Below are 24,658 nucleotides of genomic sequence, written 5' to 3'. Positions count from 1 at the left end.
GTCACGCGTACTTTTCGAGCCAGTCGGAAATGACGCCTTCCAGCGCCTCCACCAGCGTCTCGTCGTCCAGTTCCTCGACGATCTCCGCCACGAAGGCGTTGACCAGCATGGCGCGTGCCTTGTTCTCCGGAACGCCGCGCGCCATCAGGTAGAACAGCTGCGTGTGGTCGATGTCGATCACCGTCGCACCGTGGCCGCACTGGACGTCGTCGGCGAAGATTTCCAGCTCCGGCTTGGCCGAGAACTCGGCGTCGTCGGAGAGAAGCAACGTGTTGCACGACATCTTCGCGTCGGTCTTCTGAGCGTCCTGCGCGACGCGAATCTGCCCCTGAAACACGCCGCGGGCACGGTCGAACACGACATTGCGGATGACTTCGGTCGAGGTCGTATGCGGCACGTTGTGGTCGACGGTGAAAGTCACGTCCGTGTGGCTCTCGCCACCGAGAAGATTGATGCCGCGCAACGTCAGGTCCGAGCCCTCGCCGGCAACGGCGATGTGGATCTCCTGGCGGACGAGCTTACCGCCGCCATTGATGACATAGAGGCGCAGCTTTGCATTGGCGCCGAGTTCAGCCTTGAACTGTGCGAGATGCGTATCCGCATCACCCTCCGACTGGAAGATGATCCAGGTGACCTCGGCATCGTCTGCAAGCCGCATGTCGGTGACGGATGTGACAAGTGCCGCATCCTCGCCGATCGCGAGATGCCGCTCGATCACCGTTGCCTTGGCGCCCGCACCGAACCGCACCGGAAAGCGCGTGTTGACCTGGCCGCAATTCTGCACCGACTGGATCTCGATCGGCGCTTCGAAAGCAGCGCCCTCGGCAACCTCGACGATCAGGCCGTCGCGCACGAACGAACCGTTTATGCGCCCGATGACGTCGTCGGCGTCGCGGGCGACGAGCCCGTCCGCAGCCGATCCGTCAAGCAGCGCATCGGCGTAGCTCTTCGCCGTAATTCCCTCCGGCAGCACCCGCGTATGCGCCTTGCCGTTGACGACCGAAAGCACCGTGGAGCCCGGCACAATCGGCTCGACCCTCTGGGCGCTGGCGCCGCGAAGGAAGGCCGGCACGGTCTTCAGCAATGATTTCAGATCAGTATAGTGCCATGCCTCGACACGCCGCGTCGGCAAACCGGCCGTCTTCAGGTCGCTCAGCAGCGTATCACGAGCAACAAGCGTGTTACCATCGCCCGGCAGTTCGCCGACCTGTTCGTTATAGGATTCAACCAGAGCTGCTTCCGCGGCCGTCAGCTTGATCCCTGCTTGGATATTCATGGATCGCGTCCTTCCCGGCTCAGGCGGCTGCCCCGATGATATCGGCATAGCCATTGGCTTCGAGTTCATGCGCCAGCGTCTTGTCGCCCGACTTGATCACCTGGCCCTTGTAGAGCACGTGCACCGTATCCGGCACGATGTAGTCGAGCAGGCGCTGGTAGTGGGTGATGACGATGACGGAACGATCGGGCGCACGCAGCGCGTTGACCCCGTCGGCAACGATCTTCAGGGCGTCGATGTCAAGGCCGGAGTCCGTTTCGTCCAGCACGCAGAGCTTCGGCTCGAGCAGCGCCATCTGCAGGATCTCAGCGCGCTTCTTCTCGCCGCCGGAAAAGCCGACGTTGAGTGGACGGCGCAGCATTTCCGGCGAGATCTGCAGTTCGGCGGCGGCTTCCTTGACGCGGCGCATGAAGTCCGGCGTCGTCAGCTCGTCCTCGCCGCGTGCCTTGCGCTGCTCGTTCATCCCAACCTTGAGGAACTGCATGGTGGCCACGCCCGGGATCTCGACCGGGTACTGGAAGGCCAGGAAGATGCCCTTGGCGGCGCGCTCGGACGGATCGAGCTCAAGGATGCTCTCGCCATTGTAGAGGATATCGCCCTCGGTCACCTCGTAGTCCTCGCGCCCGGCGAGGATGTAGGAAAGCGTCGACTTGCCCGAGCCGTTCGGCCCCATGATCGCGGCGACTTCACCGTCCTTGACGGTCAGGTTCAAGCCGCGGATGATCTCGGTGCCGTCCTCGGCGATGCGTGCGTGCAGGTTCTTGATTTCAAGCATCTTCTTGTTCCTAGCTCGGCCGGGATATCCGCGTGAAGAAATCGGATAGGAATGTCGGCCTTCAAATCGTTCATTCTGTGGGTAGGAATTCTTGAGTGACGACGATCGCCCCGTCGATGTTTCGGTTAAACTCTTCTAGTTCTTCCGCTGGCACCCAGAGTTCCTCATGTTCGCGCCCGCCAACGACTTTGCGTTCGAAACGGGGACACATATTCTGCCCTCACCTCGAAGCGCGTCACATAGCCGTGCCGCGATCCCGTCTTTGTATTCCAGTCCCGAGCGATCTGGGCCGCATAACCTTCGTTCGTAACCGGGTAGAAAATCGGCTGATCAGGCAGGCGCGGCGGAAATTCCTTCCAGCCGCTTGCCTTAATCAGTTCGAGCTCTTCCAGACCAACCGGCCGGAAAAGCGTCACAGTCGCAGCGGACACCATCACCCCACGCTGCCTTCCAGCGAGATGCTGATCAGCTTCTGCGCCTCGACGGCGAATTCCATCGGCAGTTCCTGGATCACTTCCTTGACGAAGCCGTTGACGATCAGCGCGATCGCCGCCTCTTCGGGGATGCCGCGCTGCAGGCAGTAGAACAGCTGGTCCTCGGAGATCTTCGACGTCGTCGCCTCGTGCTCGAACTGGGCCGACGAATTCTTCGCCTCGATATAGGGCACGGTGTGCGCGCCGCAGCGATCGCCGATCAGAAGCGAATCGCACTGGGTGAAGTTGCGCGCGTTCTCCGCCTTGCGGTGGGTCGAAACCTGGCCGCGATAGGTGTTCTGCGACACGCCGGCAGCAATACCCTTGGAGATGATGCGGCTCGACGTGTTCTTGCCGAGATGGATCATCTTCGTGCCAGAGTCGATCTGCTGGTGGCCGTTCGAAACCGCGATCGAGTAGAACTCGCCGCGCGAACCGTCGCCGCGCAGGATGCAGGACGGATACTTCCACGTGATCGCCGAGCCGGTCTCGACCTGCGTCCAGGAGATCTTGGAGTTCTTGCCGCGGCAATCGCCACGCTTGGTAACGAAGTTGTAGATGCCGCCCTTGCCTTCCTTGTCGCCCGGATACCAGTTCTGGACGGTGGAATACTTGATCTCGGCATCGTCCATCGCCACGAGCTCGACCACGGCCGCATGCAGCTGGTTCTCATCGCGCTGCGGCGCGGTGCAGCCCTCGAGGTAGGAGACGTAGGCCCCTTCCTCGGCGATGATCAGCGTGCGCTCGAACTGGCCGGTGTTCTTCTCGTTGATGCGGAAGTAGGTCGAAAGCTCCATCGGGCAGCGAACGCCCTTGGGCACGAAGACGAACGAACCGTCGGTGAAGACTGCCGAATTCAGCGTCGCATAGAAGTTGTCGGTCGTCGGCACGACGGAACCGAGATACTTCTTTACCAGCTCAGGATACTCGCGGATCGCTTCCGAGATCGACATGAAGATCACGCCGGCCTTCTTCAGCTCCTCCTTGAAGGTGGTGACGACCGAGACCGAATCGAACACGGCGTCGACGGCGATCTTGGAGGTCTGCACCCCGGCAAGGATCTCCTGTTCGCGCAGCGGAATACCGAGCTTCTCGTAGGTCTTGAGAATTTCGGGATCGACTTCGTCGATCGACTTCGGGCCGCTCTGGTTCTTCGGCGCGGCGTAGTAGTAGAGGTCGTTGAAGTCGATCTTCGGATAGTCGACGCGCGCCCAGGTGGGCTCCTCCAGCGTCAGCCAGCGGCGATAGGCTTCCAGGCGCCATTCGAGCATCCACTCGGGCTCGCTCTTCTTGGCCGAAATGAAGCGGATGATCTCTTCGGAAAGGCCCTTCGGCGCCTTTTCCATTTCGATCGTCGTCTCGAATCCGTATTTGTACTGGTCTACGTCGATCTGACGGACCTGATCGATCGTTTCCTGCACCGCAGGCATCTCGTTCTCCAATCTTTCCGGATCCAAGGTCCGGAAGCTTGTCAACGTTTGGCGGGTTTCCGCCGGTTATGTAGTCGCCAGAAGGGGCTTTTCACACCTTTTGGCAAGCAAAAACTTGCGCTTTTGCAACTTTCGTCACGCCGCAGCGACACCTTGCCGCCGCCGGCCGGCAATCCTGCCGAACGCTTCGAGAAAGCACTCGACATCCGCCTCGCTCGTCGTCGACCCCAGTGAGACGCGCAGCGCGCCGAGCCCGGCATCGAAGCCCATCGCCGTCAGCACATGGCTGGCGCCCACCTTGCCCGAAGAGCAGGCCGAACCCGCCGAAATCGCAATCCCTTCGAGATCGAAGGCGATCTGCCCGGTCTCGGACTTCAGTCCGGGTAGACTGAAAAAGGTCGTGTTGCACAGGCGCGAAACGTCGCGGCCATGGATGATCACATCGCCGGCCAGCTCGGTCATTCGCGCTTCCATCCCGTCGCGCAGGCGTGAAATCGCTGTCGTGCGATCCTCCAGCCTGCTCCCTGCCTCGCGCGCAGCTGCGGCGAAACCGGCGATGGCGGCAGCATTTTCGGTGCCGGAGCGGTGGCCCTTTTCCTGGCCGCCGCCATGGATGAGCATTTTCGGCATCAGCACCTCGCCGCGCGAGACGAGCGCACCGGCACCCTTCGGCCCGGCGAGCTTGTGCGCCGAGACGATCATGAAGTCCGCATCGAGTTCGACGATCGACAGCGGCAACCGACCGGCGGCCTGCACCGCGTCGACCACGAATATGCCGCCGGTCTTGTGGACGATCTCCGCAGCCTGCCGCACCGGTTGCACAATGCCGGTTTCGTTGTTGGCCAGCATGATGGCAACCATCGGCAGTCCCGCGGCCGCATCATGGGCCTCGAGCAGAGCCCTGAGAGCGTCCAGATCGACGATACCGGCCGGCGTGACGGGAATTTCCGTGACGTTTTCTCGATCGAAACGCCCGCCCTCGCGCACGGCGGAATGTTCGATTGCCGATACATAGAGCCTGCCGACCGAAAGAGCCGTCCGTCCCATGCGGAAATCGGGGGTCAGCACCATGTTGGCAGCCTCGGTCGCGCCGCTGGTGAAGATCACATGCGCGGGTTCTGCGCCGACCAGCGCCGCCACGTCACGGCGTGCGCCGTCGATCACCGCGCGCACCGCCCGCCCCTCGCCGTGGACCGAAGAGGGATTGCCCGGCAGGTCGAGCGCGGACAGGACGGCCTCGCGCGCCTGCGCCGAGAGTGGCGCGGTCGCGTTCCAGTCCAGATATGTCCTCTTTCGTCCAGACATGATCGCAAATCAGCTCCGATGGTGCTCCTGTGGCAGCGCGGCGAGCATTTTTCTTGTAATTTCCGCCGGGCTTGCCGTAAGAGACGAACCTCGATACGCGCACAGCGTAGCAAAGTTTCGAATGGTTCTAAACTAGTTTCTAGAAAAGCTGACTGGTTTCGTCAAGACTTCCAGCGCGGTCGAAACGGTTTTTGATCCACAAAACACGTCGGAGTACGAATGCCCGAAATCATCTTCAACGGACCCGCCGGTCGCCTCGAAGGCCGCTACCAGCCTTCAAAGCAGAAGAACGCCCCGATTGCGATCATCCTGCACCCGCACCCGCAGTTCGGCGGCACGATGAACAACCAGATCGTCTACCAGCTTTTCTACATGTTCCAGAAGCGCGGCTTCACCACGCTGCGCTTCAACTTCCGCGGCATCGGCCGCAGCCAGGGCGAGTTCGATCATGGCGCGGGCGAGCTTTCCGATGCGGCATCGGCGCTCGACTGGGTGCAGAGCCTGCATCCGGATTCGAAGAGCTGCTGGGTCGCTGGCTATTCCTTCGGCGCCTGGATCGGCATGCAGCTCCTGATGCGCCGGCCGGAGATCGAAGGCTTCATGTCGATCGCCCCGCAGCCGAACATCTACGACTTCTCCTTCCTCGCCCCCTGCCCGTCCTCCGGCCTGATCATCAACGGCGATGCCGACAAGGTCGCGCCGGAAAAGGACGTCAACGGCCTGGTCGAGAAGTTGAAGGCGCAGAAGGGCATCCTGATAACCCACAAGACCATTCCCGGTGCCAACCACTTCTTCAACGGCCATGTGGAAACACTCATGGCCGAATGCGAGGACTACCTCGACCGCCGCCTCGCCGGCGAACTGACGCCGGAACCGGCAGCCAAGCGGATTAGGTAGGTCCCGTCCGTTCCAAGTCCCACCGACGTCATCCTCGGGATTGTCCCGAGGATCCGGTGCGCTTACGACAGATTGAAAACACCGCAAGCGTGCTCGGCGGTGATCAGATTCTCGGGACAAGCCCGAGGATGACGTCCCGATTGGACCTCGTCACGAGCCCGCCCGTGATCGCCGCCTTCACCCCCGTCGTCGTGGGAAAGGTCAGCGGCGACCCGTCCAGCGACCGGACCGCGAGGTAGGCCCAGGCTTCGGCTTCCATGCTGTCCCCGTCGAGGCCGACCGCCTCGGCCGGGATCACCCGAGCATCCCGTGCAGCCGCCAATTCGGCCAGATCACTCATGATGATCCGGTTCAGCCGTCCCCCTCCGCAGACCACGTAGGTCTTCGGCATTTGCGGCAGGTGGCCCGCCGACTTCAGGATCGCAGCGGCCGTGACGTGCGCCAGCGTCCGCGCGCCGTCCTCCAGCGAAGCGTCCGCGCCGGTGGGTGGCAAGAAATCGTTGCGGTCGAGCGAGCGGCGTTCGCGGCCGGTGAAAAAGGGATGGTCGAGATAGCGTGCGGAGAGGCTGGCGAGCACCCGCCCCTCGCTCGCGATCATCCCGCCCTGGTCGAAGGGGATGCCGGCCTGCGCCTCCACCCACTGGTCGATCAGCGTATTGCCCGGCCCGCTGTCGAAGGCGGCGATCTCGCCGTCCGCCCCGACATAGGTGAGGTTGGAAATTCCCCCGATATTTACGAACACCACTGGAAAAGCGCAATTGGCCGGCAGGTTGCGGGCCAGAGCCGCATGATAGACGGGAATGAGCGGCGCCCCCTGCCCACCATGCGCCATGTCATTCGCCCGCATGTCGTAGACGACGTCGATGCCGGTTTTCCGCGAAAGCAGCTCCCCGTCGCCGATCTGCACCGTCAGTGCCCGCTCCGGCCGGTGCAGCACGGTCTGGCCGTGAAAACCGACGACATCGATATCCCTCGCCGCCAGACCGTTCTCCGAAAGGAAGGCCGCGACAACCTCCGCGTGGCGAAGCGTCAGCTCCCGTTCGAGTGCGGCGAGATCGCCCGGCCGCTCGTCGCGCCGGGCAATTGCCTTCGCCGTCTCCAACGCAGCCTGCAGGCTTCTGCGGAAGGCCGCATCGTAGGCAAACCCCTTTGCCGGCCCGCGCTCGACCACGTCGGCGCCGTCCGTCCGCAAAAGCGCGACGTCGATGCCGTCCATGCTGGTGCCGCTCATGAGCCCGATCGCCGTCCGTATCTTTTCCATGCCGAAATCCCGGAATCACTTTTGGAGTGATTATGCGCAAAAACAGTGCTAGATGCCGCGCCATTCGTTCACATGAGCTCCCCTACAAGAGAGAAGACCAATGTCGGGTTTCAAGTCAGACTTCCTTCGCACGCTCAGCGAGCGCGGCTTCATCCACCAGATTTCGGATGAGACCGGCCTCGACGACCTGCTCTGCAAGGAAACCGTGACGGCCTATATCGGCTTCGACCCGACCGCGCCCAGCCTGCATGCCGGCGGCCTGATCCAGATCATGATGCTGCACTGGCTGCAGCAGACCGGCCATCGCGCGATCTCGCTGATGGGCGGCGGCACCGGCATGGTCGGCGATCCCTCCTTCAAGGACGAGGCGCGCCAGCTGATGACGCCGGATACGATCGCCGGCAACATCGCCGGGATCAAGAAGGTCTTCTCCAACTACCTGACCTACGGGGAAGGCCCGAAGGACGCGCTGATGATCAACAATGCCGACTGGTTGCTCAGCATCAACTACCTGGAATTCCTGCGCGACGTCGGCCGCCACTTCTCGGTCAACCGCATGCTGTCCTTCGACAGCGTCAAGATGCGCCTCGACCGCGAGCAGTCGCTGTCCTTCCTCGAATTCAACTACATGATCCTGCAGGCCTACGACTTCGTCGAACTGAACAAGCGCTACGATACGCGCCTGCAGATGGGCGGCTCCGACCAGTGGGGCAACATCGTCAACGGCATCGATCTCGGCCACCGCATGGGCACGCCGCAGCTCTATGCGCTGACTTCGCCGCTTCTCACCACCGCCTCGGGCGCCAAGATGGGCAAGTCGCTCTCCGGCGCCGTCTGGCTGAACCCGGAGATGCTGTCGGCCTATGACTTCTGGCAGTACTGGCGCAACACCGAGGACGCCGACGTCACGCGCTTCCTGAAGCTCTACACGACGCTGCCCATGGACGAGATCGCGCGCCTGTCGGCGCTCGGCGGCTCGGAGATCAACGAGGTGAAGAAGATCCTCGCCACCGAGATCACCGCCATGCTGCATGGGCGCGAGAATGCCGAGCAGGCGGCGGAGACTGCCCGCAAGACCTTCGAGGAAGGCGCGCTGGCCGAAAACCTGCCGTCGATCGAGGTGGCGAAGGGCGAGCTTGAAAGCGGTCTCGGCCTGCTCGCACTGATCGTGCGCGCCGGCCTCGCCGCTTCCAACGGCGAGGCACGCCGCCATGTCCAGGGCGGCGCAGTCCGCATCAACGACAAGGCCGTCAGTGACGAACGCATGTCCATCGGCAGCGGCGAAGTCACCGCCGACGGCGTCATCAAGCTGTCGCTGGGCAAGAAGAAGCACATTCTGGTGCGGCCGGCCTGAGGCGGCCGAAGCACCATCGGAGGAGTTGTTGTCCACAGATGACAGAGCACAAGAGTGGAGACGGTGCGACGAGTGTCGAAGCGAGTACATCGCATCGACCTCCACGATGCTGTCCCTGTGCCCCGAGTGCTCCCATCACCTCTATGGCTATGACAACTGCTATCACAGTTTTGAAGGCGGTCGCTGCAGGCTATGTGGTTGGGACGGCCAGAGGTCAAAATACATCCTGAAACTTGTGGCCGGCCGCGCCGGCTCGAACTGAATGGCCAACATGTCGTGAAGAAGCAGGGCCTTAAATGCCTCTTGCTTTTACAAGTGGAACGACGCCCCGCCCTCAGAACTCGAAGATGTTCCGGAACACGCCCGGCGCGATGACCGACAGCGGGTTGATCATCAGCCGCGGCTGGTCGAACGGGCCGGTGAGCTTGAAGGTGATGCCGATCAGCCCTCGGTCGCTGCCGTTGCCGAGGATGAAGCCGATCAGCGGCAGTTCGGCGAAGAGCCGGTTGAGTCCGTAGGCCGGCATGAAGGTGCCGGTCAGCTCCATGTTGTCATTGGCATCGCGCACCATGCCCTGAAACGTCGCACCGACGGTGTCGCCGCGCACGACGCCGTTTTCGACCCTCAGCGTGCCATCCTTAGAAGAGACGAAGGCGAAGCCGCGCTCGAACCGCATCGAGCTGGTGTCGATCTCGCTTCGCACCGCCTGATTGAGGCTGCGCCCACCGGCGGGCGTCGTCACGATCGAGCGCAGCTTTTCCTCACCCGACAGGGTGAACTTGCGGATGTCGAGCGGCCCGCGCCAGCCGCCGTCGGCTCCGGCCTTGAGCCGCATGTTCAAAAGCCCGCCTTCCATGTGGCGGTAGAGATTGGCCAGGCGGGCCAACGCCCCCGCATCCCCCGTCGTCAGTTCCAGCGTGTCCGTGCCCTGCGCGTTGGAAAGCTTCGCAACGAGTGCCTGCCCGCTGCCCGTCACCGCCTTCAGATCGAGCGCGGATGTCCGTCTTCCGTTCGTCCCATAGGTGAGCTGGACATTGCCGAGCGTTTCGCCGTTGAAGCCGATGACACGGTCGAGCCCGGCGCGAACCGTTACCGACACCGGCTTTGCACCGCTGTCGGTCCCCGTGGGGTCGGCCTTCAGCTTGGCGAGCACGGGCCGCAGGTCCGCAGAGCTTCCATTGACCTTCACGACATAGCCGGACCTCACCCGCGAGACATCCAGCGCATAGTCGTCCTGCGCGGACAGCCGAACCTTACCGAAACGGGCAGTGCTCAACGCGCCGCCGTTGATGGCCACGTCCCCGGAAACGGAGAAACCGTCACCGGAGAAGCCGAAATTGGAAAGCCGCGTCGTCCCGTCCTGCCGCTCCAGCGTGAACTGCGCCTTCGCCGGCACGCCGGCGCCTTTCGTCCAGCCGATCCAGGGGAGCGATACGACGCTTCGGCCGAGATTCGTCTCCACCTTCTCATGGCCATCATCGCCGAGGGTCACGGCGAGGTCGACGGGCCCCTGCAGCAGGTCGTTCAGACCGGGGAAAAGCCGTGAGCGGTCCGCATCCGATATCGTGCCGGAAACGGAAAGATCCCGCTTCAGCCCGGACGTCGTACTCACGGGCTCGAGGAGAACGACGTCGAGCGGCACGCCGTCGATCTGCGCCTTCGCCTTGAGGTCGGCGCGGACGGGCGTCACGACGAGATTTCCATCGACATGCGTGATCGTGCGTCCGGCGATCGGCTTCTTGACATCTACGCCTTGCAGATCGATGTCGGCGATCCATTCCGGCGGCGGCGGCTGCTGGTCGCGCACCAGTCCAAACGTCGCCTTGACGTTGGCTTCCACCGGGCCGGTGAAGTCCGAAGGCACGTAGGGCGTCCGCTTCAGAACGTCGATCGGCTTGTAGGTGATGAGCTCCGCGATCGCGTCGCCGGCACCGGCGATGTTCAGGTCGATCTGTGCCATCAGCGGTTTCTTGTAGGTGTTCGGCAGCGTGAACGTTCCGCTGGACAACGACACCGATCGACCGGATGCCATATAGGCGGTGCCAGCCTTGAGCCCGATGTCGACACGCTCGCCGTTCAGCTCGAAATTGCCGGCGGCATCCCTGAGCGGCGGAAGATTGCCGGCGATATTGAGACGCGTGTCGGCGATATCGAACGAAATCATCAGCTCGCCCCGGCCGAGTTCGATGCGTCCGTTGGTCGGCGGCGGCCGGTCGGCGGCCATCGAAACCTCGATCCGCCCGTTCGTCACCGTGCCACCGTAGATGTTGGCGACCACCCATTGGCGCGCGCGCCGTCCGAGCCAATACGGCCAGAGCTGCTTGACCGTCGTCGCATCCAGCCTGTCGCTGACCATTGCGAAATTCACTTCGGGGCTTTGCCCACCGAAGGTCAAGCCGAGCGAACCGGCCAGCTGCCCCCGCGGGCTGGACACCCCTAGCTGATCAAACAGGACCTGGTTCGTTCCCGGCAAAATGCGCCCGCTGATCTTGGCATCGAAGCGAACGGGCTCCTCGGTCGTATCCTCCGGCGCGCTTACGGCATTCTGCACGAGCAGATCGAGCGCATATCCGGCTTGCGCCGGCTGCGCGGTATTCGGCAGGCGATCGAGATCGATCAATCCTCCCGTCACCGGAAAAGAGGACCGCGCGACATGGATCACGGAATTCCGGATCTCGACCGAGCGGCTCTCATAGTCGTAGTAGGCCGAAACCTTGCTCGGTTTCAGGCTGGTCGCGATGCCGCCGAAATAAAGCGCGCCCCCCTGGCTGGAAACGTCGAGCTCGAGTTTCGGATTGACGCTGGTCGCACCGCGGGTAGCAGAAAGCGCAATGTCCACCTGAGCGTCGAGGCCGGTTCGAAGCTCTCCCTCGGCGTTTCGATGCTGCGTGAACAGCCCGAGCGGAATGCCGGAGACATTGCCGCGGAGCTGGTCCCTGTCCCCTTCGCCATCTGCAACGAGTGCGATGGTACCCGATTTTCCATCCAGCCCGAAACTGCCGTCGATCGACAGTTCGTCGGCCTCGGAACGGCTGAAGGTGAGATGCTCGATATCGAGCGTGCGCAGCCGTCCCCCCGATCCCGTGACCGGTAGGGAAAGATTGGTGACCCGCACGCGAGACAGCCCTCTGCCTATGATCATCGACTTGAACTGGTCCAGCCGGTCGAATGCCATGTCCTGATAGCCAGGCAGCGAATCCAGCCTGATCTTGGAAAAGTCGATCGGAGGGCCCTTGGGCAGAAGGGCCGGATTGAACATCGCCCGGTCGATATCGAGGCTGGTCGGAGAAACGCGGCCGGTCATCAGCGCCAGCGGATCCAGGACGATCAGGACGGCGCCGGCATTGGCGACATTCTCCCCGTCGCTGCGCTGGGAGAAGGCGACGTTTTCCGCCTTCAGCGCAAGTCCAAAGGCGGAAAAGCGCATCACGGTCTTGGCGACGGAGACCTCGTGGTTCGGTCCGACTGCCCGGTTCAGCGCGGCGAGCGCCCGCGAGTTCAGCGGACCGTCCACCAGTCCGCTCTCCACGGTGGCGACGATGAGGATCATGAGAAGAAGCGCCACGCCGCCGAACACCGTGAAAACACGAGTCACCACCGACAGGTGGCTGGGCCGGTCGGTGCAATGCAGGACGATCGGTTCATGCGCGCGGGCTGACGGAAGGTCATGCAGGGAAACGATATCCCCCCGGCCAAACTTCACCTTCTTGCCGCGAATTTCGCTCATGTCGCGGTTGTTCCGTTCCTCATGTCGGCGCGGGCATCGTCGGCACGGCAATCGGATCGACTGATTGTGGCTGGACGATTCCCGCAGGGACTATATACCGGGGATCGGTCCCGCATGGCGGAAAATCCTGTCCAAAGAAAGGAAATACCATGGCAGAATTGTCGGAAGGCAAGCAGGCGCCCGATTTCACGCTGCCGGCAGATGGCGGCGGTCAGGTGGAACTCGCCGGCCTGCGGGGAAAACCGGTGGTCCTGTTTTTTTACCCGAAGGACGATACGCAAGGCTGCACGGTGGAAAACGTCGCCTTCTCGGCGCTTCTGGACCAGTTCGAAGCCTTTGGCGCTGCAGTTCTCGGCATTTCTCCCGATCCGGTCAAGAAGCACGACCGCTTCAAGGTCAAGCACGACCTGAAGGTCAGGCTTCTTTCGGACGAGGACCACCAGGTACTCGAAGCCTATGGCGTCTGGAAGGAAAAGAGCATGTACGGCCGCACCTACATGGGCGTGGAGCGCACCACCTTCCTCATCGACAAGGACGGCCGCATTGCGAAGATCTGGCCGAAGGTAAAGGTCGACGGCCACGCCGAGGCCGTACTGGATGCCGTAAAAGAACTTTAAAATAATGACGCATGAAATTGAAATAAAAGAGATAAAAAAGATCGTAAGCCTGCGCGGAGGCGCCACGCTCGCGATCCTCTCCGCCGATCTCGACACCAAGACCGAGTTGGCGCAGGAAACTGCGCGGCGATGGTTTGCGCGCACGCTTTCCATCCGCTCTCCGCTCGACCCGCCCCTGCCTGAGCGTCCCGGTCGCCCGGACAAGCCGGAACTGGTCCCTCCGAAGAACATGAAGAAGCGCTCGCTACACACGCTCAAGGGACGGATCGCCCTGCTGCATGCACTGGCGCACATCGAGCTGAACGCGATCGATCTGGCGCTCGACATCGTCGCCCGGTTCACGACCGAAGGCGTGCCGCATTCCTTTTTCGACGGCTGGATGCAGGTCGCCTTCGAAGAAGCCAAGCACTTCCGGTTGATCCGCGACCGGTTGCGCACGCTGGGCGCCGACTACGGCGACCTGCCCGCCCATGACGGCCTGTGGCAGGCGGCCCACAGCACGCGCAACGATCTCACCGCGCGGCTGGCCGTCGTTCCGCTGATCTTGGAGGCGCGCGGGCTCGACGTGACGCCGGTACTGCAGGAAAAGATGCGCGAGACGGGCGATATCGAAAGCGCCGACATTCTCGACGTCATCTACAACGACGAGAAGGGCCACGTCGCCGTCGGCGCCAAATGGTTCCGCTTCCTCTGCGCCAGGGAGAGGAAGGACCCCTCCGCCACGTTCAGGGATCTGGTGCGCGTGAACTTCCGCGGCTCGCTCAAGGCTCCGTTCAACGACGTGGCGCGCGCCGAAGCCGGCCTGACGCCGTCCTTCTACCGCAGCCTCGTTTCCGTCAGTCAGAGCTAGCGGCGCCGTACGTCAAACCTTTGTTAACCTTAACAGTGTGTAATTTCCGACAATTGAGGGGCAGACTCGTAAGTTGTCGGGGGTTGTGTTGGCGGATCGTCCGGAAAATCGCGTTTTCGGTAAACGTGAAAAGCAGCACCTGATCATTCTGGCGAGCGGCGATCGTGTTCGCCACATGACCGTCCGCCCGTGGATGACGGCCATCGCCTTCTGCGTCGCCGGCATGTTCACCGTCGGCTACCTCGCAGCAACCTCCTACCTGGTCCTTCGCGACGGGCTGATCGGTGCGACGATGGCGCGGCAGGCGCGGATGCAGCACGACTATGAGGACCGCATTTCCTCCCTCCGCGCCCAGGTCGACCGGGTCACCAGCCGGCAACTCCTCGACCAGCAGGTCGTTGAGGAGAAGGTTGAAAAGCTCTTCCGGCAGCAACTGGCGCTGACGGAACGAAACGGCAAGCTCGATACGCTTCTGAACCGCGCCGGCAACGCCGGCCTCCCGGACCCGGCGCTGGAAGCCGCACCCGCGCCGGACGTGCAGGCGACGCAGGCATACGGTCGGCAGGCCTCCGCAGGTCAGAATGCCATCGACCGTCTGCTCGGACGCACCGACGCGGGGGCGAAGCAGGCTTCTGTAGCAGCCCTTGCCTACGCCGCCCCCTCTGCCGGCACGGGCGAATCAGTCGCCGACCGCGCCGATCGGATGTTTTCCAGGGTGACGCTCTCGCTGAAGGACATCGAACGCCAGCAATTGTCGCGCATCCAGGCGCTGACGGCCGGCGCCGAACAGACCGCAGACGCGATCGAATCCATCCTGACCCGTACCGGCATCGACGTCGCCGACAAGTCCGCGGAAGCCGCCGACGCCATCGGCGGCCCGTTCGTCGAGCCGGAGGCGACCGACAGTTTCGAGCAAACGCTCGGCGGTCTCGACACGGCGCTCAACCGCCTCGACGAGATGCGCGACACGGCCCGCAGGCTGCCCTTCGCCAACCCCTCGCCCGGCAGCCAGATCACCAGCCGCTTCGGCAATCGCACCGATCCCTTCGTCGGCCGCCTGGCATTGCATGCCGGCATCGACTTCCGCCTGCCGACGGGCAGCCAAGTCCACGCCACGGGCGCCGGAACGGTGCTGACGGCGGGGCGCAGCGGCGGCTACGGCATTCTCGTCGAGATCGACCACGGAAACGGCATCGTGACGCGCTACGCGCATTTGTCCCGCTCGCTCGTCAAGGCCGGTGACACGGTCGACACCGGAGATGCGATCGGACTGTCGGGCACGACCGGCCGCTCGACAGGTCCGCACCTTCACTACGAGGTTCGCCGGGACGGCCGCGCGACCGACCCGGCCCGCTTCCTCTCGGCCGGCATGAAGCTCTCGGACTACATGAACTGACAGGACGTACGGGATGCGGCGACCCCATTTCGCACCAGTTTTACTTGCAATTCTGCAATAACCGCGCGTTTCCTTGACTTTCCGGCGCTTTCAGCATATGTGCGCTGCATCCAGCGGCCACGACAAAAGCTGAAACCCCAAGCGTTCGCCAGAACCGGAACGGAAACAGATTTCCCTTTGACCACTTTTTCTGATCTTGGCTTGAGCCAAAAGGTACTTTCCGCAGTCACCGACGCGGGCTATACGATCCCCACCCCGATCCAGGCCGGCGCAATCCCGCCTGCCCTGCAGCGCCGCGATATTCTCGGCATCGCACAGACGGGTACGGGCAAGACCGCTTCCTTCGTATTGCCGATGCTGACGCTGCTGGAGAAGGGCCGTGCCCGCGCTCGCATGCCGCGCACGCTGATACTGGAGCCGACCCGCGAACTGGCCGCCCAGGTGGCAGAGAATTTCGACAAGTACGGCAAGAACCACAAGCTCAATGTCGCGCTCCTGATCGGTGGCGTTTCCTTCGATGAGCAGGATCGCAAGCTCGAGCGCGGCGCCGATGTCCTGATCTGCACCCCCGGCCGCCTGCTCGATCATTGCGAGCGCGGCAAGCTGCTGATGACCGGCGTCGAAGTGCTCGTCATCGATGAAGCAGACCGCATGCTCGACATGGGCTTCATTCCCGATATCGAGCGCATCGCCAAGCTGATCCCGTTCACGCGCCAGACGCTGTTCTTCTCGGCCACCATGCCGCCGGAGATCCAGAAGCTCGCCGACCGTTTCCTGCAGAATCCGGAACGCATCGAAGTCGCCCGCCCCTCCTCGACCGCCAAGACGGTGACGCAGCGGTTCGTGGCAGCCCATGCCAAGGACTACGAGAAGCGCTCCAAGCTGCGCGATCTGATTCGTGCCCAGGAAGACCTGACGAACGCCATCATCTTCTGCAACCGCAAGAAGGACGTGGCCGATCTCTTCCGGTCGCTCGACCGCCACGGCTTCTCCGTCGGCGCGCTGCATGGCGACATGGACCAGCGCTCGCGCATGACGATGCTGGCGAATTTCAAGGACGGCAACATCAAGCTGCTCGTCGCCTCGGACGTCGCCGCTCGCGGCCTCGACATCCCCGCCGTCAGCCACGTCTTCAATTTCGACGTGCCGATCCACGCAGAGGACTATGTCCACCGCATCGGCCGCACCGGCCGCGCCGGCCGCTCGGGCGCCGCCTTCACGCTCGTGACCAAACGCGACACCAAGTTCTCCGAGGCCATCGAGAAGCTGATCGAGCAGAAGGTCGAATGGCTGGACGGCGACCTTTCTGCCCTTCCCGCCCCCATGGAGAGCGACGAACGCGAGAAGCCGCGCAGGGGCCGCGGCCGTGACCGTGGCGACCGTGACCGGAGCGAACGGGGTGAGCGGGGCGCCGAACGCGAACGCAGTGATCGCGAACGCACAAACAGTCATAAAAGCGACAACCGTCGCGACGACAATGGCAAGGAAGCCATCGTGGCGGACAAAGGGAGCGATAGCGTGAAAGCAGAACGCCGGAACGAAAACAGGCCGAGCCAACCGGTACGCAACCAGCGTCCTGCCAACGACGACAACCGCGACCGTCGCAACCGTTATCGTCGCGACGACGACGACGGTCCGACGCCGGTCGGCTTCGGCGACGACATCCCCGCCTTCATGCTGATCGCCGGCAAAGCCTGATCGTTTTCCCATGCCCGTTCCAGGCATTGACGTCCCCGGCGTAGGCTGCGGGCTTGCGATCGTGCGCGATGGCAAGCTGCTGCTCTATCGCCGCACCCGACCGCCCGAAGCCGGGCATTGGAACATCGTCGGCGGCAAGGTCGACCACATGGAGCATTCCGCCGACGCCGCGCGCCGCGAGGCCGCGGAAGAAACCGGGCTTGATTTCGGTCGGATAGATTTTCTTTGCCTGTCCGAACAGATCATCCACACCGACCGGCAGCACTGGCTTTCCGTCATCTATCTCTGTGACGATTTTTCCGGCGAGCCGAAGGTGATGGAGCCGGACAAGTTGCCGGAATTCGGCTGGTTCGCACTCGACCGGCTGCCAGGTCCGCTTTCGCGTTTTACCGCAGCGGCAGTTGCGGCCTTGCTGGAACGAGACGCCCGCGGTTGATACCCGGTGTCGGGGTGCGAGACAGTTCGCTTCCCGCTACCGAAAGCCCCCGTCAGGCGGCACGTCAGCGCTTGTCCGGATTGGCCCTCAGTGCTGCATCGAGCGCCAGACGCACCCATTCCGCCATCAGGTCCGGGTCGTCGAAGGCATCCTCCGGGATGCTCCAATAGGGCATCCTCAGCGGCGCGCCCGTCTTCTTGCCCGAATAGACCCACTGGCGACTGCCGGAGAGCTCGAATTCGGGAATCGTCACCTCGTCGGCCTTCAGGAGCACTTCGCCGTCTACCTCGAGGGCGACGATCAGTTCGCCGACATAGATGCCCTTGCCGCCGAACATACGCTTGATCGTGACCGGCCCCAGCGACTGGAACATCTCCTCGATCGCATCGTTATCCATGCCCAGCACCTCCGCCCGTTCCTTCGCTGCGCGGTGGGACCGCGCCCTCGCCCAATCGCTCCAAAGGGCAAGGCTTTGAACCTGCGCATATTTTTGGCGAAAATCCAGATCAAAGCGTATGTCTTCCGCTCAGTCGCGCAACACGCCGCCGGCCTCCGCCACCGCTTCGGGCGTGTCCACGTCGAAATGCGCCGCCGGACCGATCTCGACGTCGATGACGGGAAGGCCGGACGTCTCGATGATCTGGCGGGCGCCGACATCGCCGGAAAGGTTTCGGATCGCCGCAAATGTGGAACGCGGCAGGATCACCGGATTGCCACGCATGCCGCCCGATACGGCGCGGACGATGACGTTTCCGCCGGCTTTTCGGAAGGCCGCCAGCAACAGGCGCAGGTCCTCAGACGAGACCCGCGGCATGTCCGCCAGATGCACCAGGACGGCGCCGCACTCCGCCTCCACGGCTGCGAGCCCCGCATTGAGCGAAGTCGACATTCCGTCTTCGTAGAGCGCATTGCGGACGATCCCGACCGGCAGGCCGGAAATCGCAGCCTCCACCTCCTGCGCACGGTGGCCGGTCACGACGATCACGCGCTCCGCACCGGCCGCAAGGGCTGCATCGGCCGATCTGCGCACGAGCGGCATGCCGTCGAATTCCGCAAGCAGCTTGTGCTTGCCCGAAGAGCCCATCCGCCGGGCCTGCCCCGCAGCAAGGACGAGAATTGCGATCCGGCCGGCATGCTCTCCGACCGGCCGGCTCCCTACCCTGGCTTCGCGCGGCCGGGGCCGGGACGGGATTTCGGCAAGGAGGCCGCCGACGCCCATACCCGTCAGCACGTTCCGGTCGGGTTTCTCTCCAGCCAGGATGCGTGCCAGCACCCAGTCGAAACCGTTCTCCTTCGGACTGCGCGCGCACCCCGGTGCCCCGATCACCGGCGTTTCACCGATATATCCGAGCACCAGCAGATTGCCCGGATCGACCGGCATGCCGACGTGCTCGACACGCCCGCCCGACCGCCGGATTGCCGCCGGAATGACGTCGTCGCGATCCGAAACAGCCGAGGCGCCGAAGACGATGACAAGTTCGTCGCGCTGCGCCACCTCGACCAGAGCATCCGCAAGGGCGCCCGCCTCATGCCTCACCCGCACCTCACCGCTTAGCCGGCTACCGGAAGGTGAAAGACGGCTTTCCAGCAGCAGCCGTGTCTTGTCCATCACGGACGTCTTCAGGTTCGGCAGGACGGTCGCCACCAGCCCGACGCGATGCGGACGGAAGGGACGGACGAGCAACGCCTCGGCGCCTGCCAGGACGCCCGCGGCGCGCTCCACGATATCTTGCGGCACCGCCAGCGGAATGATCTTGATCGTCGCCACCATGTCGCCTGGCCGGACGGACGCATGATCCGGCAGTGTCGCGAGCGTGATGGCGGGATTGATCCGATTGAAGCGGTCGATCGCCATACGATCGACCAGGAACAGCCCGTCGACTGCGGCGTGAAGATTGACGCGACCCGTTGCAGCAGCGCTCAGCCGCATATGATCCGTTCCGATGGCTTCGGCGAGGCGCCTCGCCGCCGCGTCCTCATCGAGATCGCCCGGCTCCAGCCGCACCGCGATGACGGTCTGGACGCCGGCCCCGACCAGACGCCGACAGTCGTCCTCGGAAAGGCGATGCCCTTTGGACAACGAGACCGCTTCGGCTCTTATGCCGTGCGCCAGAATTGCGCCGGCGGCGTAGCCTGCGGGCACGTCGCCGAAAATCATGGCCTCTCCTCCGCGCGCAAGTTGCGCCTGCGAAACGCCTGGATGATCTCCGCCATGATCGCCACGGCGATTTCTGCGGGGCTGGCCGCACCGATATCGAGCCCGATCGGCGCGCTTATGCGCTCCAGCATTGCTTGCGGCACGCCCGCAGCAAGCAGCCGCTCCATGCGCCTGGCATGCGTCTTGCGACTACCCAGCGCGCCGACGTAGAAGCATCCGCTTTCCAGCGCCTGCCGCAAGGGAAAGTCGTCGATCTTCGGGTCGTGCGTGACCGCCACTAGCGCCGTGTAGCGGTCGAGCGGGCGAACCTTCAGCACATCCTCGGGCCAGTCGGCGACAAGGTCGACGCCGGCGAAGCGCTCCTCGGTGGCAAACGCCGTGCGTGGATCGATGACGGACAGGTCATAGCCGGAGACTTTCGCCACGACCGCCAGCGCCTGGCTGATGTGCACGGCGCCGATGACGACGATTCGAGCGGGCGGCAGATGGACGTTGAGGAAAAAATGTCGACCTTCCGCCTCGACGAGGCCGGATTTTCCCGACAGGAACGCCGCATCGATCGCCGAACCCAGCGGACCTGCGACGGTGTCGCCCTCGCGTACGATCCGGTCGCGCCCGCCTTCGAGTTCGGTCACGTGGATGACCGCCCGTCGGGCACGGCGTTCGGCGTTCAACCTGCGCAGGAGAATCGGATCCATCAGCCGAGCGGCTCCACATAGACGCGGATGCGCCCGCCGCAGGAAAGGCCGACCCGCCAGGCCGTCTCGTCGGCAACACCGAATTCCAGCATCTTCGGCTCGCCGCTGACGATCGCGTCGAGCGCTTCGGTTATGACCGCGCCTTCAACGCAGCCTCCCGACACCGAACCGTGGAAATTGCCCTCGCCATCAATCACCAGATGGCTGCCGGTCGGGCGCGGGGCAGAGCCCCAGGTTTCCATCACGGTCGCGATCGCGACGTCGCGCCCCTCGTCCATCCATCTCTCCGCCACCATCAGCGGATCAAGCGTTTCGAACCCGTCGCCCATTGCGAACTCCGTCATTCCATCGCGGCAAGATAGCGGCGCGGATCGGCATTCGCGCCACCCTCGCCTGACAAAGCCGCTACAAGTTCTGCCATCGAGTCAAGATTGTGTACCGCCCGCAGTTCGTCAACATGCGGCAGCATGGCGCGCACGCCGCGCGCCCGCGCCTCGAAGCCTTCGAAGCGGAGCAGCGGATTGAGCCAGATCAGCCGCCGGCAGGAACGGTGCAGCCTGTCGATCTCCGCCTCAAGCGTTTCTATGCCCTCGCGCTCCAGGCCGTCGGTGATGAGAAGCACGATCGCCCCCTGTCCCAGCACGCGCCGCGACCACAACCGGTTGAAATCCTTCAGCGTCTCACCGATCCGCGTTCCTCCCGACCAGTCCTCCACCGCGCGCGTGCAATCCTCGACCGCCTCGTCGGGATCGCGGTTGCGCATCTGCCGGGAAACGTTGGTCAGGCGGGTGCCGAAGAGGAAGGCATGCACGCGCCGCCGCCTTTCGGCAATCGCATGCAGGAAGTGCAGGAAGATGCGGGTGTACTGGCTCATCGAGCCTGAAATATCGGCGAGCACCACCAGCGGCGGATGCACCAGCTTCGGCTCGCGGTAGCGGGGCAGGATCAGGGTTCCGCCGGTGCGCATCGCCCGTCGCATCGTCGCGCGGGGATCGACCATCGCACGCCCCGTACTCGGACGGTAACGACGCGTGCGCACCGCATCCAGCGGCAGGCTGAGATTTGCGATCGCACGTTTGGCCTCGCGCAGCTCCGCCGCCGTCATCTGGGCAAAGTCCGTCTTCCGCAGGAGCTCGCGGCCGGATGCGGTAAAGCGGGCATCGACCTCCACGTCGGGCTCGTCGCGCGGCCGCTCCCTCTCCCGCTGGGCGGCGAGCAACGCGTCGGCAACGCGCGAGGCGCCCGCCTTCCTCTTTTCGGTCCCGCCATCGCGGCGGACGGCTGGCGACATCATCGCGATCATCTTCTGCACGAGATCACGGGATCGCCAGAACAGCCGGAACGCCTCGTCGAAGATCGCCTGGTCCTCGTGCCGGGTAACCAGCGTGCAGTGAAGCGCGGTATGGAACTCGTCGCGATCGCCGATGCCGATCGCCTGGACAGCCGCAATGGCGTCTGCGACCGCCGCCGGGCCGATGCGCAGTCCGGCCTTGCGCAATGCGCGGGCGAAATGGACGATGTTGTCGGCCAGCCTGCCGTCGCCCGGAGGCATGGGCGGAACGACCAGCCCGTCTGCGGCGCCCGTATCCATGGTCAGCCCGTCGCGCGAACTTCGGACTTGACCTCGTCCAGAAGCTTGCGCCCTTCGCCCCCCTCGATCCGGGCTATGTCGTCTTGATATTTCAGAAGCGTGCCGAGCGTGTCGGAAATCGTCTCCGGGTCGAGTGCCGCGCGATCCAGCTCCGTCAGAGCCGTCGCCCAGTCGATGGTTTCCGCGACACCGGGATTCTTGAACAGATCGAACGTGCGCAGCTTCTGGACATAGGCGACGATCTGCTGCGACAGGGCCTCGTTGCAGCCCGGCACCTTGCGGCGGATGATCTCCAGTTCCTGCTCCGCCTTCGGATAGTCGACCCAATGGTAAAGGCAGCGCCGCTTGAGCGCGTCGTGCACCTCTCGCGTGCGGTTCGTCGTGATGATGACAATCGGCGGCTCCGCCGCCCGGATCGTTCCCAACTCCGGCACCGTCACCTGGAAATCGGAAAGCACCTCCAGCAAGAAAGCCTCGAACGCCTCGTCGGTGCGGTCGAGTTCGTCGATCAGGAACACAGGCGCGCGCCCGTCCGGCGACGACAGCGCCTGCAGGACAGGACGGCGGATGAGGTAGCGGTCGGAGAAAATGTCGGCTTCGATGCGCTCGCGGTCGGTGGTGCCCGCGGCCTCGGCAAGCCGGATTTCCAGCATCTGTGCAGGATAGTTCCACTCGTATACCGCCGAAGCGATATCCAGTCCCTCATAGCACTGCAGCCGGATTAGCGGCCGGTCCAGCGCCTTGGCGAGAACCTTGGCGATTTCCGTTTTGCCGACGCCGGCCTCTCCTTCGAGGAACAGCGGTCGCTGCATCTTCAGCGACAGGAACAGAACGGTCGAAAGCGACCGCCCGGCCAGGTAGTTGCCGGCGGCGAGCATTTCCTGTGTCTCTTCGATCGATCGGGGAATGCTCCCCTTCTGACGGGCTGCCATGCTTCCTCCACTTTGGAGGCAAAGTTACAGCGAGCGGTAGTCGCGGTCCATATAGATCAGGGCCGGTTTTTGCGGCCCGTGCGTCAGGCCGAGAACCTCGCCGAACAGGACCATGTGGGTCGCCATAACCTTCACCTCGGTCAGGCGGCAGTCGAACGACGCCAGCGCGTCATTGAGGATCGGCGAGCCCGTCACGAGTTCGCCCCACTGCCCCTCGGTGAAGCGGTCGCCGGGAATGGAGGGGTCGCGCCCGGAAAAGATGTTGGCAAGCGCCACCTGATCGGCGGCAAGCGCGTTGAGCGCGAAATGGCCGCTGCGCCGGAAGATCTCATTGCGCGGATTGGAAACGTTCAGGCAGGCAAGCACCATTGCCGGATTGTCGGATACCGAACAGGCCGCGGTAATCGTCACACCGCGCCGTTCGCCCTCGAATGCCGTGGTAACGATCTGGACGTGCCCCGCATAGCGGCTCATGGCATCGCGGTAGAGCGGCGGATCCAGCAACAGTCGGTCCAACACAACAAACTCCCTTGTTGCAAAAGGGGATACATGGAAAGAATAAAAAAATATGTAAGCCCGAAGCTGGCGTTTTCCAATGTCTTTTGCCTGCACGGCATCGGATTGCGTCATGCCCCTCGCGCGCCCCTGCGGCCCCCGGGGCGCTTCATTCCTTCAGAAGTTGCAGCCAGATCGCCCGGACCCGCTCATGCCACGCCGCCTTCTACCCCTCGCCGCCGCAATTCTGGCGCTCGCCTTCGAGGCCGCCGCCGCGGCCCCGAAGATCGCCGTCGTGGCGCCCGACCAGGGACCGCTTGCGATCCTCGGCGACCAGGTGCGCGCTGGCGCGCGCTTGGCCGCACGGGCAGGCGGCGCAGAACTGGTAGAGATCGGCGAGGCATGCACCGAGGACGGTGATGAGAGCATCGCGGCAACCATTCGCGCTTCCGGGGCAACGGCGGCGATCGGTTTCCTTTGCACTGAGGACCTGCAGGCCGCCCTGCCCGCGCTGGCAGAAACCGGCATGGCCGCGCTCACGCTGTCGGCCCGCTCGGGCGTGCTGATGGAGGACGCGCTGAAGAAGGGCTGGCCGCTGTTCCGGCTGGCCCCCGCACCCGGGATGGAAGCCGAGGCCGCAGCCGACATCATTACCGCGCATTGGGCCGCCGAACCCTTCGCCCTGATCGACGACGGCACGATCCACGCCCGCGAACTGGTCGAGGCGGTGCGCGTCAAGCTCGAGGAAAACGGCATGAAGCCGGTCTTCGTCGATACCTATCGCCCCGCGCAGGAGCAGCAGATCGGACTCGTGCGCCGACTGGCCAAGGCCGGCGCTACCCGGATATTCGTCGGTGGCGACCGGGGGGACATGGCGATCATCCAGCGCGATTCGCGCGCCGAGAAGCTGCCCCTCACCTTCCTTGGCGGCGAAGCGATGATGGCGGCTGAGGGACCGGTGCCCTTGCAGGAGGGTGCGCAGGCCATTGTCCTGCCGCTCGACGGCGCCACGCAGGCAGCCGCAGCCCTTGCAGACGAGATGAAGGCGGACGACATCGCCGCGGAAGGCTACGTCCTGCCTGCGCATGCGGCCGTCACGCTGCTCATGGAAGCCACCACAGCGTCCGAAAGATCGGGTGTGCCGCTGATGGAGACGCTTTCCAGCGAGACCTTCCCCACAGTGCTCGGCACGATCGGTTTCGGCGCCGACCATGAGCTGCGGACGAACCCCTATCTTCTGATGGAATGGAAGGGCAGCCATTTCGTGCCGGTCATGGAGAGCAACTGAG

The 24,658-nt window shown here is 63.8% G+C and carries 21 protein-coding genes; 8 read left to right on the top strand and 13 right to left on the bottom strand.

Features of this window, described 5'->3' with window-relative positions; all coding sequences use genetic code 11:
• Position 1 precedes the first annotated feature (1 nt).
• The 4 genes from sufD to HV823_RS11180 form a co-directional block, all read right to left on the bottom strand.
• Entirely contained in the window at positions 2–1,276 is a 1,275-nt protein-coding gene (gene sufD, locus HV823_RS11195; protein WP_176949810.1) for a Fe-S cluster assembly protein SufD, read from the bottom strand.
• Positions 1,277–1,295: 19 nt separating this feature from the next.
• On the bottom strand, positions 1,296–2,051 hold the full coding sequence (gene sufC, locus HV823_RS11190; protein WP_176949809.1) for a Fe-S cluster assembly ATPase SufC: 756 nt from the start codon (positions 2,049–2,051) through the stop codon (positions 1,296–1,298).
• 433 nt (positions 2,052–2,484) lie between these two features.
• The gene (gene sufB / locus HV823_RS11185) at positions 2,485–3,954 is read right to left on the bottom strand and encodes a Fe-S cluster assembly protein SufB (RefSeq protein WP_176949808.1); all 1,470 of its coding nucleotides are present in this window, start codon (positions 3,952–3,954) and stop codon (positions 2,485–2,487) included.
• A gap of 135 nt (positions 3,955–4,089) precedes the next feature.
• Positions 4,090–5,259, bottom strand: coding sequence for a cysteine desulfurase family protein (locus HV823_RS11180; protein WP_176949807.1), 1,170 nt, complete (start codon positions 5,257–5,259; stop codon positions 4,090–4,092).
• A 219-nt stretch (positions 5,260–5,478) separates the two neighbouring features.
• Here HV823_RS11180 and HV823_RS11175 point away from each other — a divergent pair, with 219 nt between their 5' ends.
• On the top strand, positions 5,479–6,156 hold the full coding sequence (locus HV823_RS11175; RefSeq protein WP_176949806.1) for an alpha/beta hydrolase: 678 nt from the start codon (positions 5,479–5,481) through the stop codon (positions 6,154–6,156).
• A 103-nt stretch (positions 6,157–6,259) separates the two neighbouring features.
• Here HV823_RS11175 and HV823_RS11170 read toward each other — a convergent pair whose 3' ends face one another.
• The gene (locus HV823_RS11170; protein WP_176949805.1) at positions 6,260–7,417 is read right to left on the bottom strand and encodes an anhydro-N-acetylmuramic acid kinase; all 1,158 of its coding nucleotides are present in this window, start codon (positions 7,415–7,417) and stop codon (positions 6,260–6,262) included.
• A gap of 100 nt (positions 7,418–7,517) precedes the next feature.
• On the opposite strand from HV823_RS11170, the gene tyrS reads away from it, so the two are divergent.
• The gene (tyrS, locus tag HV823_RS11165) at positions 7,518–8,771 is read left to right on the top strand and encodes a tyrosine--tRNA ligase (protein WP_176949804.1); all 1,254 of its coding nucleotides are present in this window, start codon (positions 7,518–7,520) and stop codon (positions 8,769–8,771) included.
• A gap of 334 nt (positions 8,772–9,105) precedes the next feature.
• On the opposite strand, the gene HV823_RS11160 is transcribed toward tyrS, so the two are convergent.
• Positions 9,106–12,498, bottom strand: coding sequence for a YhdP family protein (locus HV823_RS11160; RefSeq protein ID WP_176949803.1), 3,393 nt, complete (start codon positions 12,496–12,498; stop codon positions 9,106–9,108).
• A 149-nt stretch (positions 12,499–12,647) separates the two neighbouring features.
• Here HV823_RS11160 and bcp point away from each other — a divergent pair, with 149 nt between their 5' ends.
• The 5 genes from bcp (at position 12,648) to HV823_RS11135 (ending at position 17,495) form a co-directional block, all read left to right on the top strand.
• Entirely contained in the window at positions 12,648–13,115 is a 468-nt protein-coding gene (bcp, locus tag HV823_RS11155) for a thioredoxin-dependent thiol peroxidase (protein WP_176949802.1), read from the top strand.
• 4 nt (positions 13,116–13,119) lie between these two features.
• The gene (locus HV823_RS11150; protein ID WP_176949801.1) at positions 13,120–13,965 is read left to right on the top strand and encodes a ferritin-like domain-containing protein; all 846 of its coding nucleotides are present in this window, start codon (positions 13,120–13,122) and stop codon (positions 13,963–13,965) included.
• 88 nt (positions 13,966–14,053) lie between these two features.
• Positions 14,054–15,361, top strand: coding sequence for a M23 family metallopeptidase (locus HV823_RS11145; protein WP_246301164.1), 1,308 nt, complete (start codon positions 14,054–14,056; stop codon positions 15,359–15,361).
• Positions 15,362–15,538: 177 nt separating this feature from the next.
• Entirely contained in the window at positions 15,539–17,059 is a 1,521-nt protein-coding gene (locus tag HV823_RS11140; RefSeq protein WP_176949800.1) for a DEAD/DEAH box helicase, read from the top strand.
• A gap of 10 nt (positions 17,060–17,069) precedes the next feature.
• The gene (locus HV823_RS11135; RefSeq protein ID WP_176949799.1) at positions 17,070–17,495 is read left to right on the top strand and encodes an NUDIX domain-containing protein; all 426 of its coding nucleotides are present in this window, start codon (positions 17,070–17,072) and stop codon (positions 17,493–17,495) included.
• A gap of 64 nt (positions 17,496–17,559) precedes the next feature.
• Here the strand turns inward: HV823_RS11135 and HV823_RS11130 are convergent, their stop codons facing one another.
• The 7 genes from HV823_RS11130 to HV823_RS11100 all read right to left on the bottom strand — a co-directional run bounded on the left by HV823_RS11130 (position 17,560) and on the right by HV823_RS11100 (position 23,393).
• Complete coding sequence (locus HV823_RS11130) at positions 17,560–17,892, bottom strand: TfoX/Sxy family protein (RefSeq protein WP_176949798.1); 333 nt, start codon at positions 17,890–17,892, stop codon at positions 17,560–17,562.
• Between the two features lie 129 nt (positions 17,893–18,021).
• Complete coding sequence (locus HV823_RS11125; protein WP_176949797.1) at positions 18,022–19,653, bottom strand: NTP transferase domain-containing protein; 1,632 nt, start codon at positions 19,651–19,653, stop codon at positions 18,022–18,024.
• Positions 19,650–20,351, bottom strand: a complete 702-nt coding sequence (locus HV823_RS11120) for an XdhC family protein (RefSeq protein WP_176949796.1) — start codon at positions 20,349–20,351, stop codon at positions 19,650–19,652. Before HV823_RS11120 ends, HV823_RS11125 begins: the two co-directional genes overlap by 4 nt.
• Entirely contained in the window at positions 20,351–20,680 is a 330-nt protein-coding gene (locus HV823_RS11115; RefSeq protein ID WP_176949795.1) for an XdhC family protein, read from the bottom strand. Before HV823_RS11115 ends, HV823_RS11120 begins: the two co-directional genes overlap by 1 nt.
• Before the next feature lie 11 nt (positions 20,681–20,691).
• On the bottom strand, positions 20,692–21,942 hold the full coding sequence (locus HV823_RS11110; RefSeq protein WP_176949794.1) for a vWA domain-containing protein: 1,251 nt from the start codon (positions 21,940–21,942) through the stop codon (positions 20,692–20,694).
• A 2-nt stretch (positions 21,943–21,944) separates the two neighbouring features.
• Positions 21,945–22,874 carry an AAA family ATPase gene (locus HV823_RS11105; RefSeq protein ID WP_176949793.1) on the bottom strand — a complete coding sequence of 310 codons (930 nt, stop codon included), beginning with the start codon at positions 22,872–22,874 and terminating at the stop codon, positions 21,945–21,947.
• Positions 22,875–22,898: 24 nt separating this feature from the next.
• A complete protein-coding gene (locus HV823_RS11100; protein WP_343051851.1) occupies positions 22,899–23,393 on the bottom strand; it encodes a flavin reductase in 495 nt (164 codons plus the stop codon).
• A 187-nt stretch (positions 23,394–23,580) separates the two neighbouring features.
• Between HV823_RS11100 and HV823_RS11095 the strand changes: the two genes are divergently transcribed.
• Entirely contained in the window at positions 23,581–24,657 is a 1,077-nt protein-coding gene (locus tag HV823_RS11095) for an ABC transporter substrate-binding protein (protein ID WP_176949791.1), read from the top strand.
• The last annotated feature ends 1 nt before the right edge of the window (position 24,658 follow it).

Source organism: Mycoplana rhizolycopersici, from assembly GCF_013378445.1.
In the GTDB taxonomy this organism is placed as follows: domain Bacteria; phylum Pseudomonadota; class Alphaproteobacteria; order Rhizobiales; family Rhizobiaceae; genus Mycoplana; species Mycoplana rhizolycopersici.
The sequence above is the reverse complement of the archived record's forward strand: the minus strand, read 5'-3'. Positions and strand labels throughout refer to the sequence as shown.

Excerpts from the sequence above, each read along its gene's own strand:
- sufD (WP_176949810.1), bottom strand. The coding sequence starts at position 1,276 with ATGAATATCCAAGCAGGGATCAAGCTGACGGCCGCGGAAGCAGCTCTG.
- sufC (WP_176949809.1), bottom strand. The coding sequence starts at position 2,051 with ATGCTTGAAATCAAGAACCTGCACGCACGCATCGCCGAGGACGGCACC.
- sufB (WP_176949808.1), bottom strand. The coding sequence starts at position 3,954 with ATGCCTGCGGTGCAGGAAACGATCGATCAGGTCCGTCAGATCGACGTA.
- HV823_RS11180 (WP_176949807.1), bottom strand. The coding sequence starts at position 5,259 with ATGTCTGGACGAAAGAGGACATATCTGGACTGGAACGCGACCGCGCCA.
- HV823_RS11175 (WP_176949806.1), top strand. The coding sequence starts at position 5,479 with ATGCCCGAAATCATCTTCAACGGACCCGCCGGTCGCCTCGAAGGCCGC.
- HV823_RS11170 (WP_176949805.1), bottom strand. The coding sequence starts at position 7,417 with ATGGAAAAGATACGGACGGCGATCGGGCTCATGAGCGGCACCAGCATG.
- tyrS (WP_176949804.1), top strand. The coding sequence starts at position 7,518 with ATGTCGGGTTTCAAGTCAGACTTCCTTCGCACGCTCAGCGAGCGCGGC.
- HV823_RS11160 (WP_176949803.1), bottom strand. The coding sequence starts at position 12,498 with ATGAGCGAAATTCGCGGCAAGAAGGTGAAGTTTGGCCGGGGGGATATC.
- bcp (WP_176949802.1), top strand. The coding sequence starts at position 12,648 with ATGGCAGAATTGTCGGAAGGCAAGCAGGCGCCCGATTTCACGCTGCCG.
- HV823_RS11150 (WP_176949801.1), top strand. The coding sequence starts at position 13,120 with ATGACGCATGAAATTGAAATAAAAGAGATAAAAAAGATCGTAAGCCTG.
- HV823_RS11135 (WP_176949799.1), top strand. The coding sequence starts at position 17,070 with ATGCCCGTTCCAGGCATTGACGTCCCCGGCGTAGGCTGCGGGCTTGCG.
- HV823_RS11130 (WP_176949798.1), bottom strand. The coding sequence starts at position 17,892 with ATGGATAACGATGCGATCGAGGAGATGTTCCAGTCGCTGGGGCCGGTC.
- HV823_RS11125 (WP_176949797.1), bottom strand. The coding sequence starts at position 19,653 with ATGATTTTCGGCGACGTGCCCGCAGGCTACGCCGCCGGCGCAATTCTG.
- HV823_RS11120 (WP_176949796.1), bottom strand. The coding sequence starts at position 20,351 with ATGGATCCGATTCTCCTGCGCAGGTTGAACGCCGAACGCCGTGCCCGA.
- HV823_RS11115 (WP_176949795.1), bottom strand. The coding sequence starts at position 20,680 with ATGGGCGACGGGTTCGAAACGCTTGATCCGCTGATGGTGGCGGAGAGA.
- HV823_RS11110 (WP_176949794.1), bottom strand. The coding sequence starts at position 21,942 with ATGGATACGGGCGCCGCAGACGGGCTGGTCGTTCCGCCCATGCCTCCG.
- HV823_RS11105 (WP_176949793.1), bottom strand. The coding sequence starts at position 22,874 with ATGGCAGCCCGTCAGAAGGGGAGCATTCCCCGATCGATCGAAGAGACA.
- HV823_RS11095 (WP_176949791.1), top strand. The coding sequence starts at position 23,581 with ATGCCACGCCGCCTTCTACCCCTCGCCGCCGCAATTCTGGCGCTCGCC.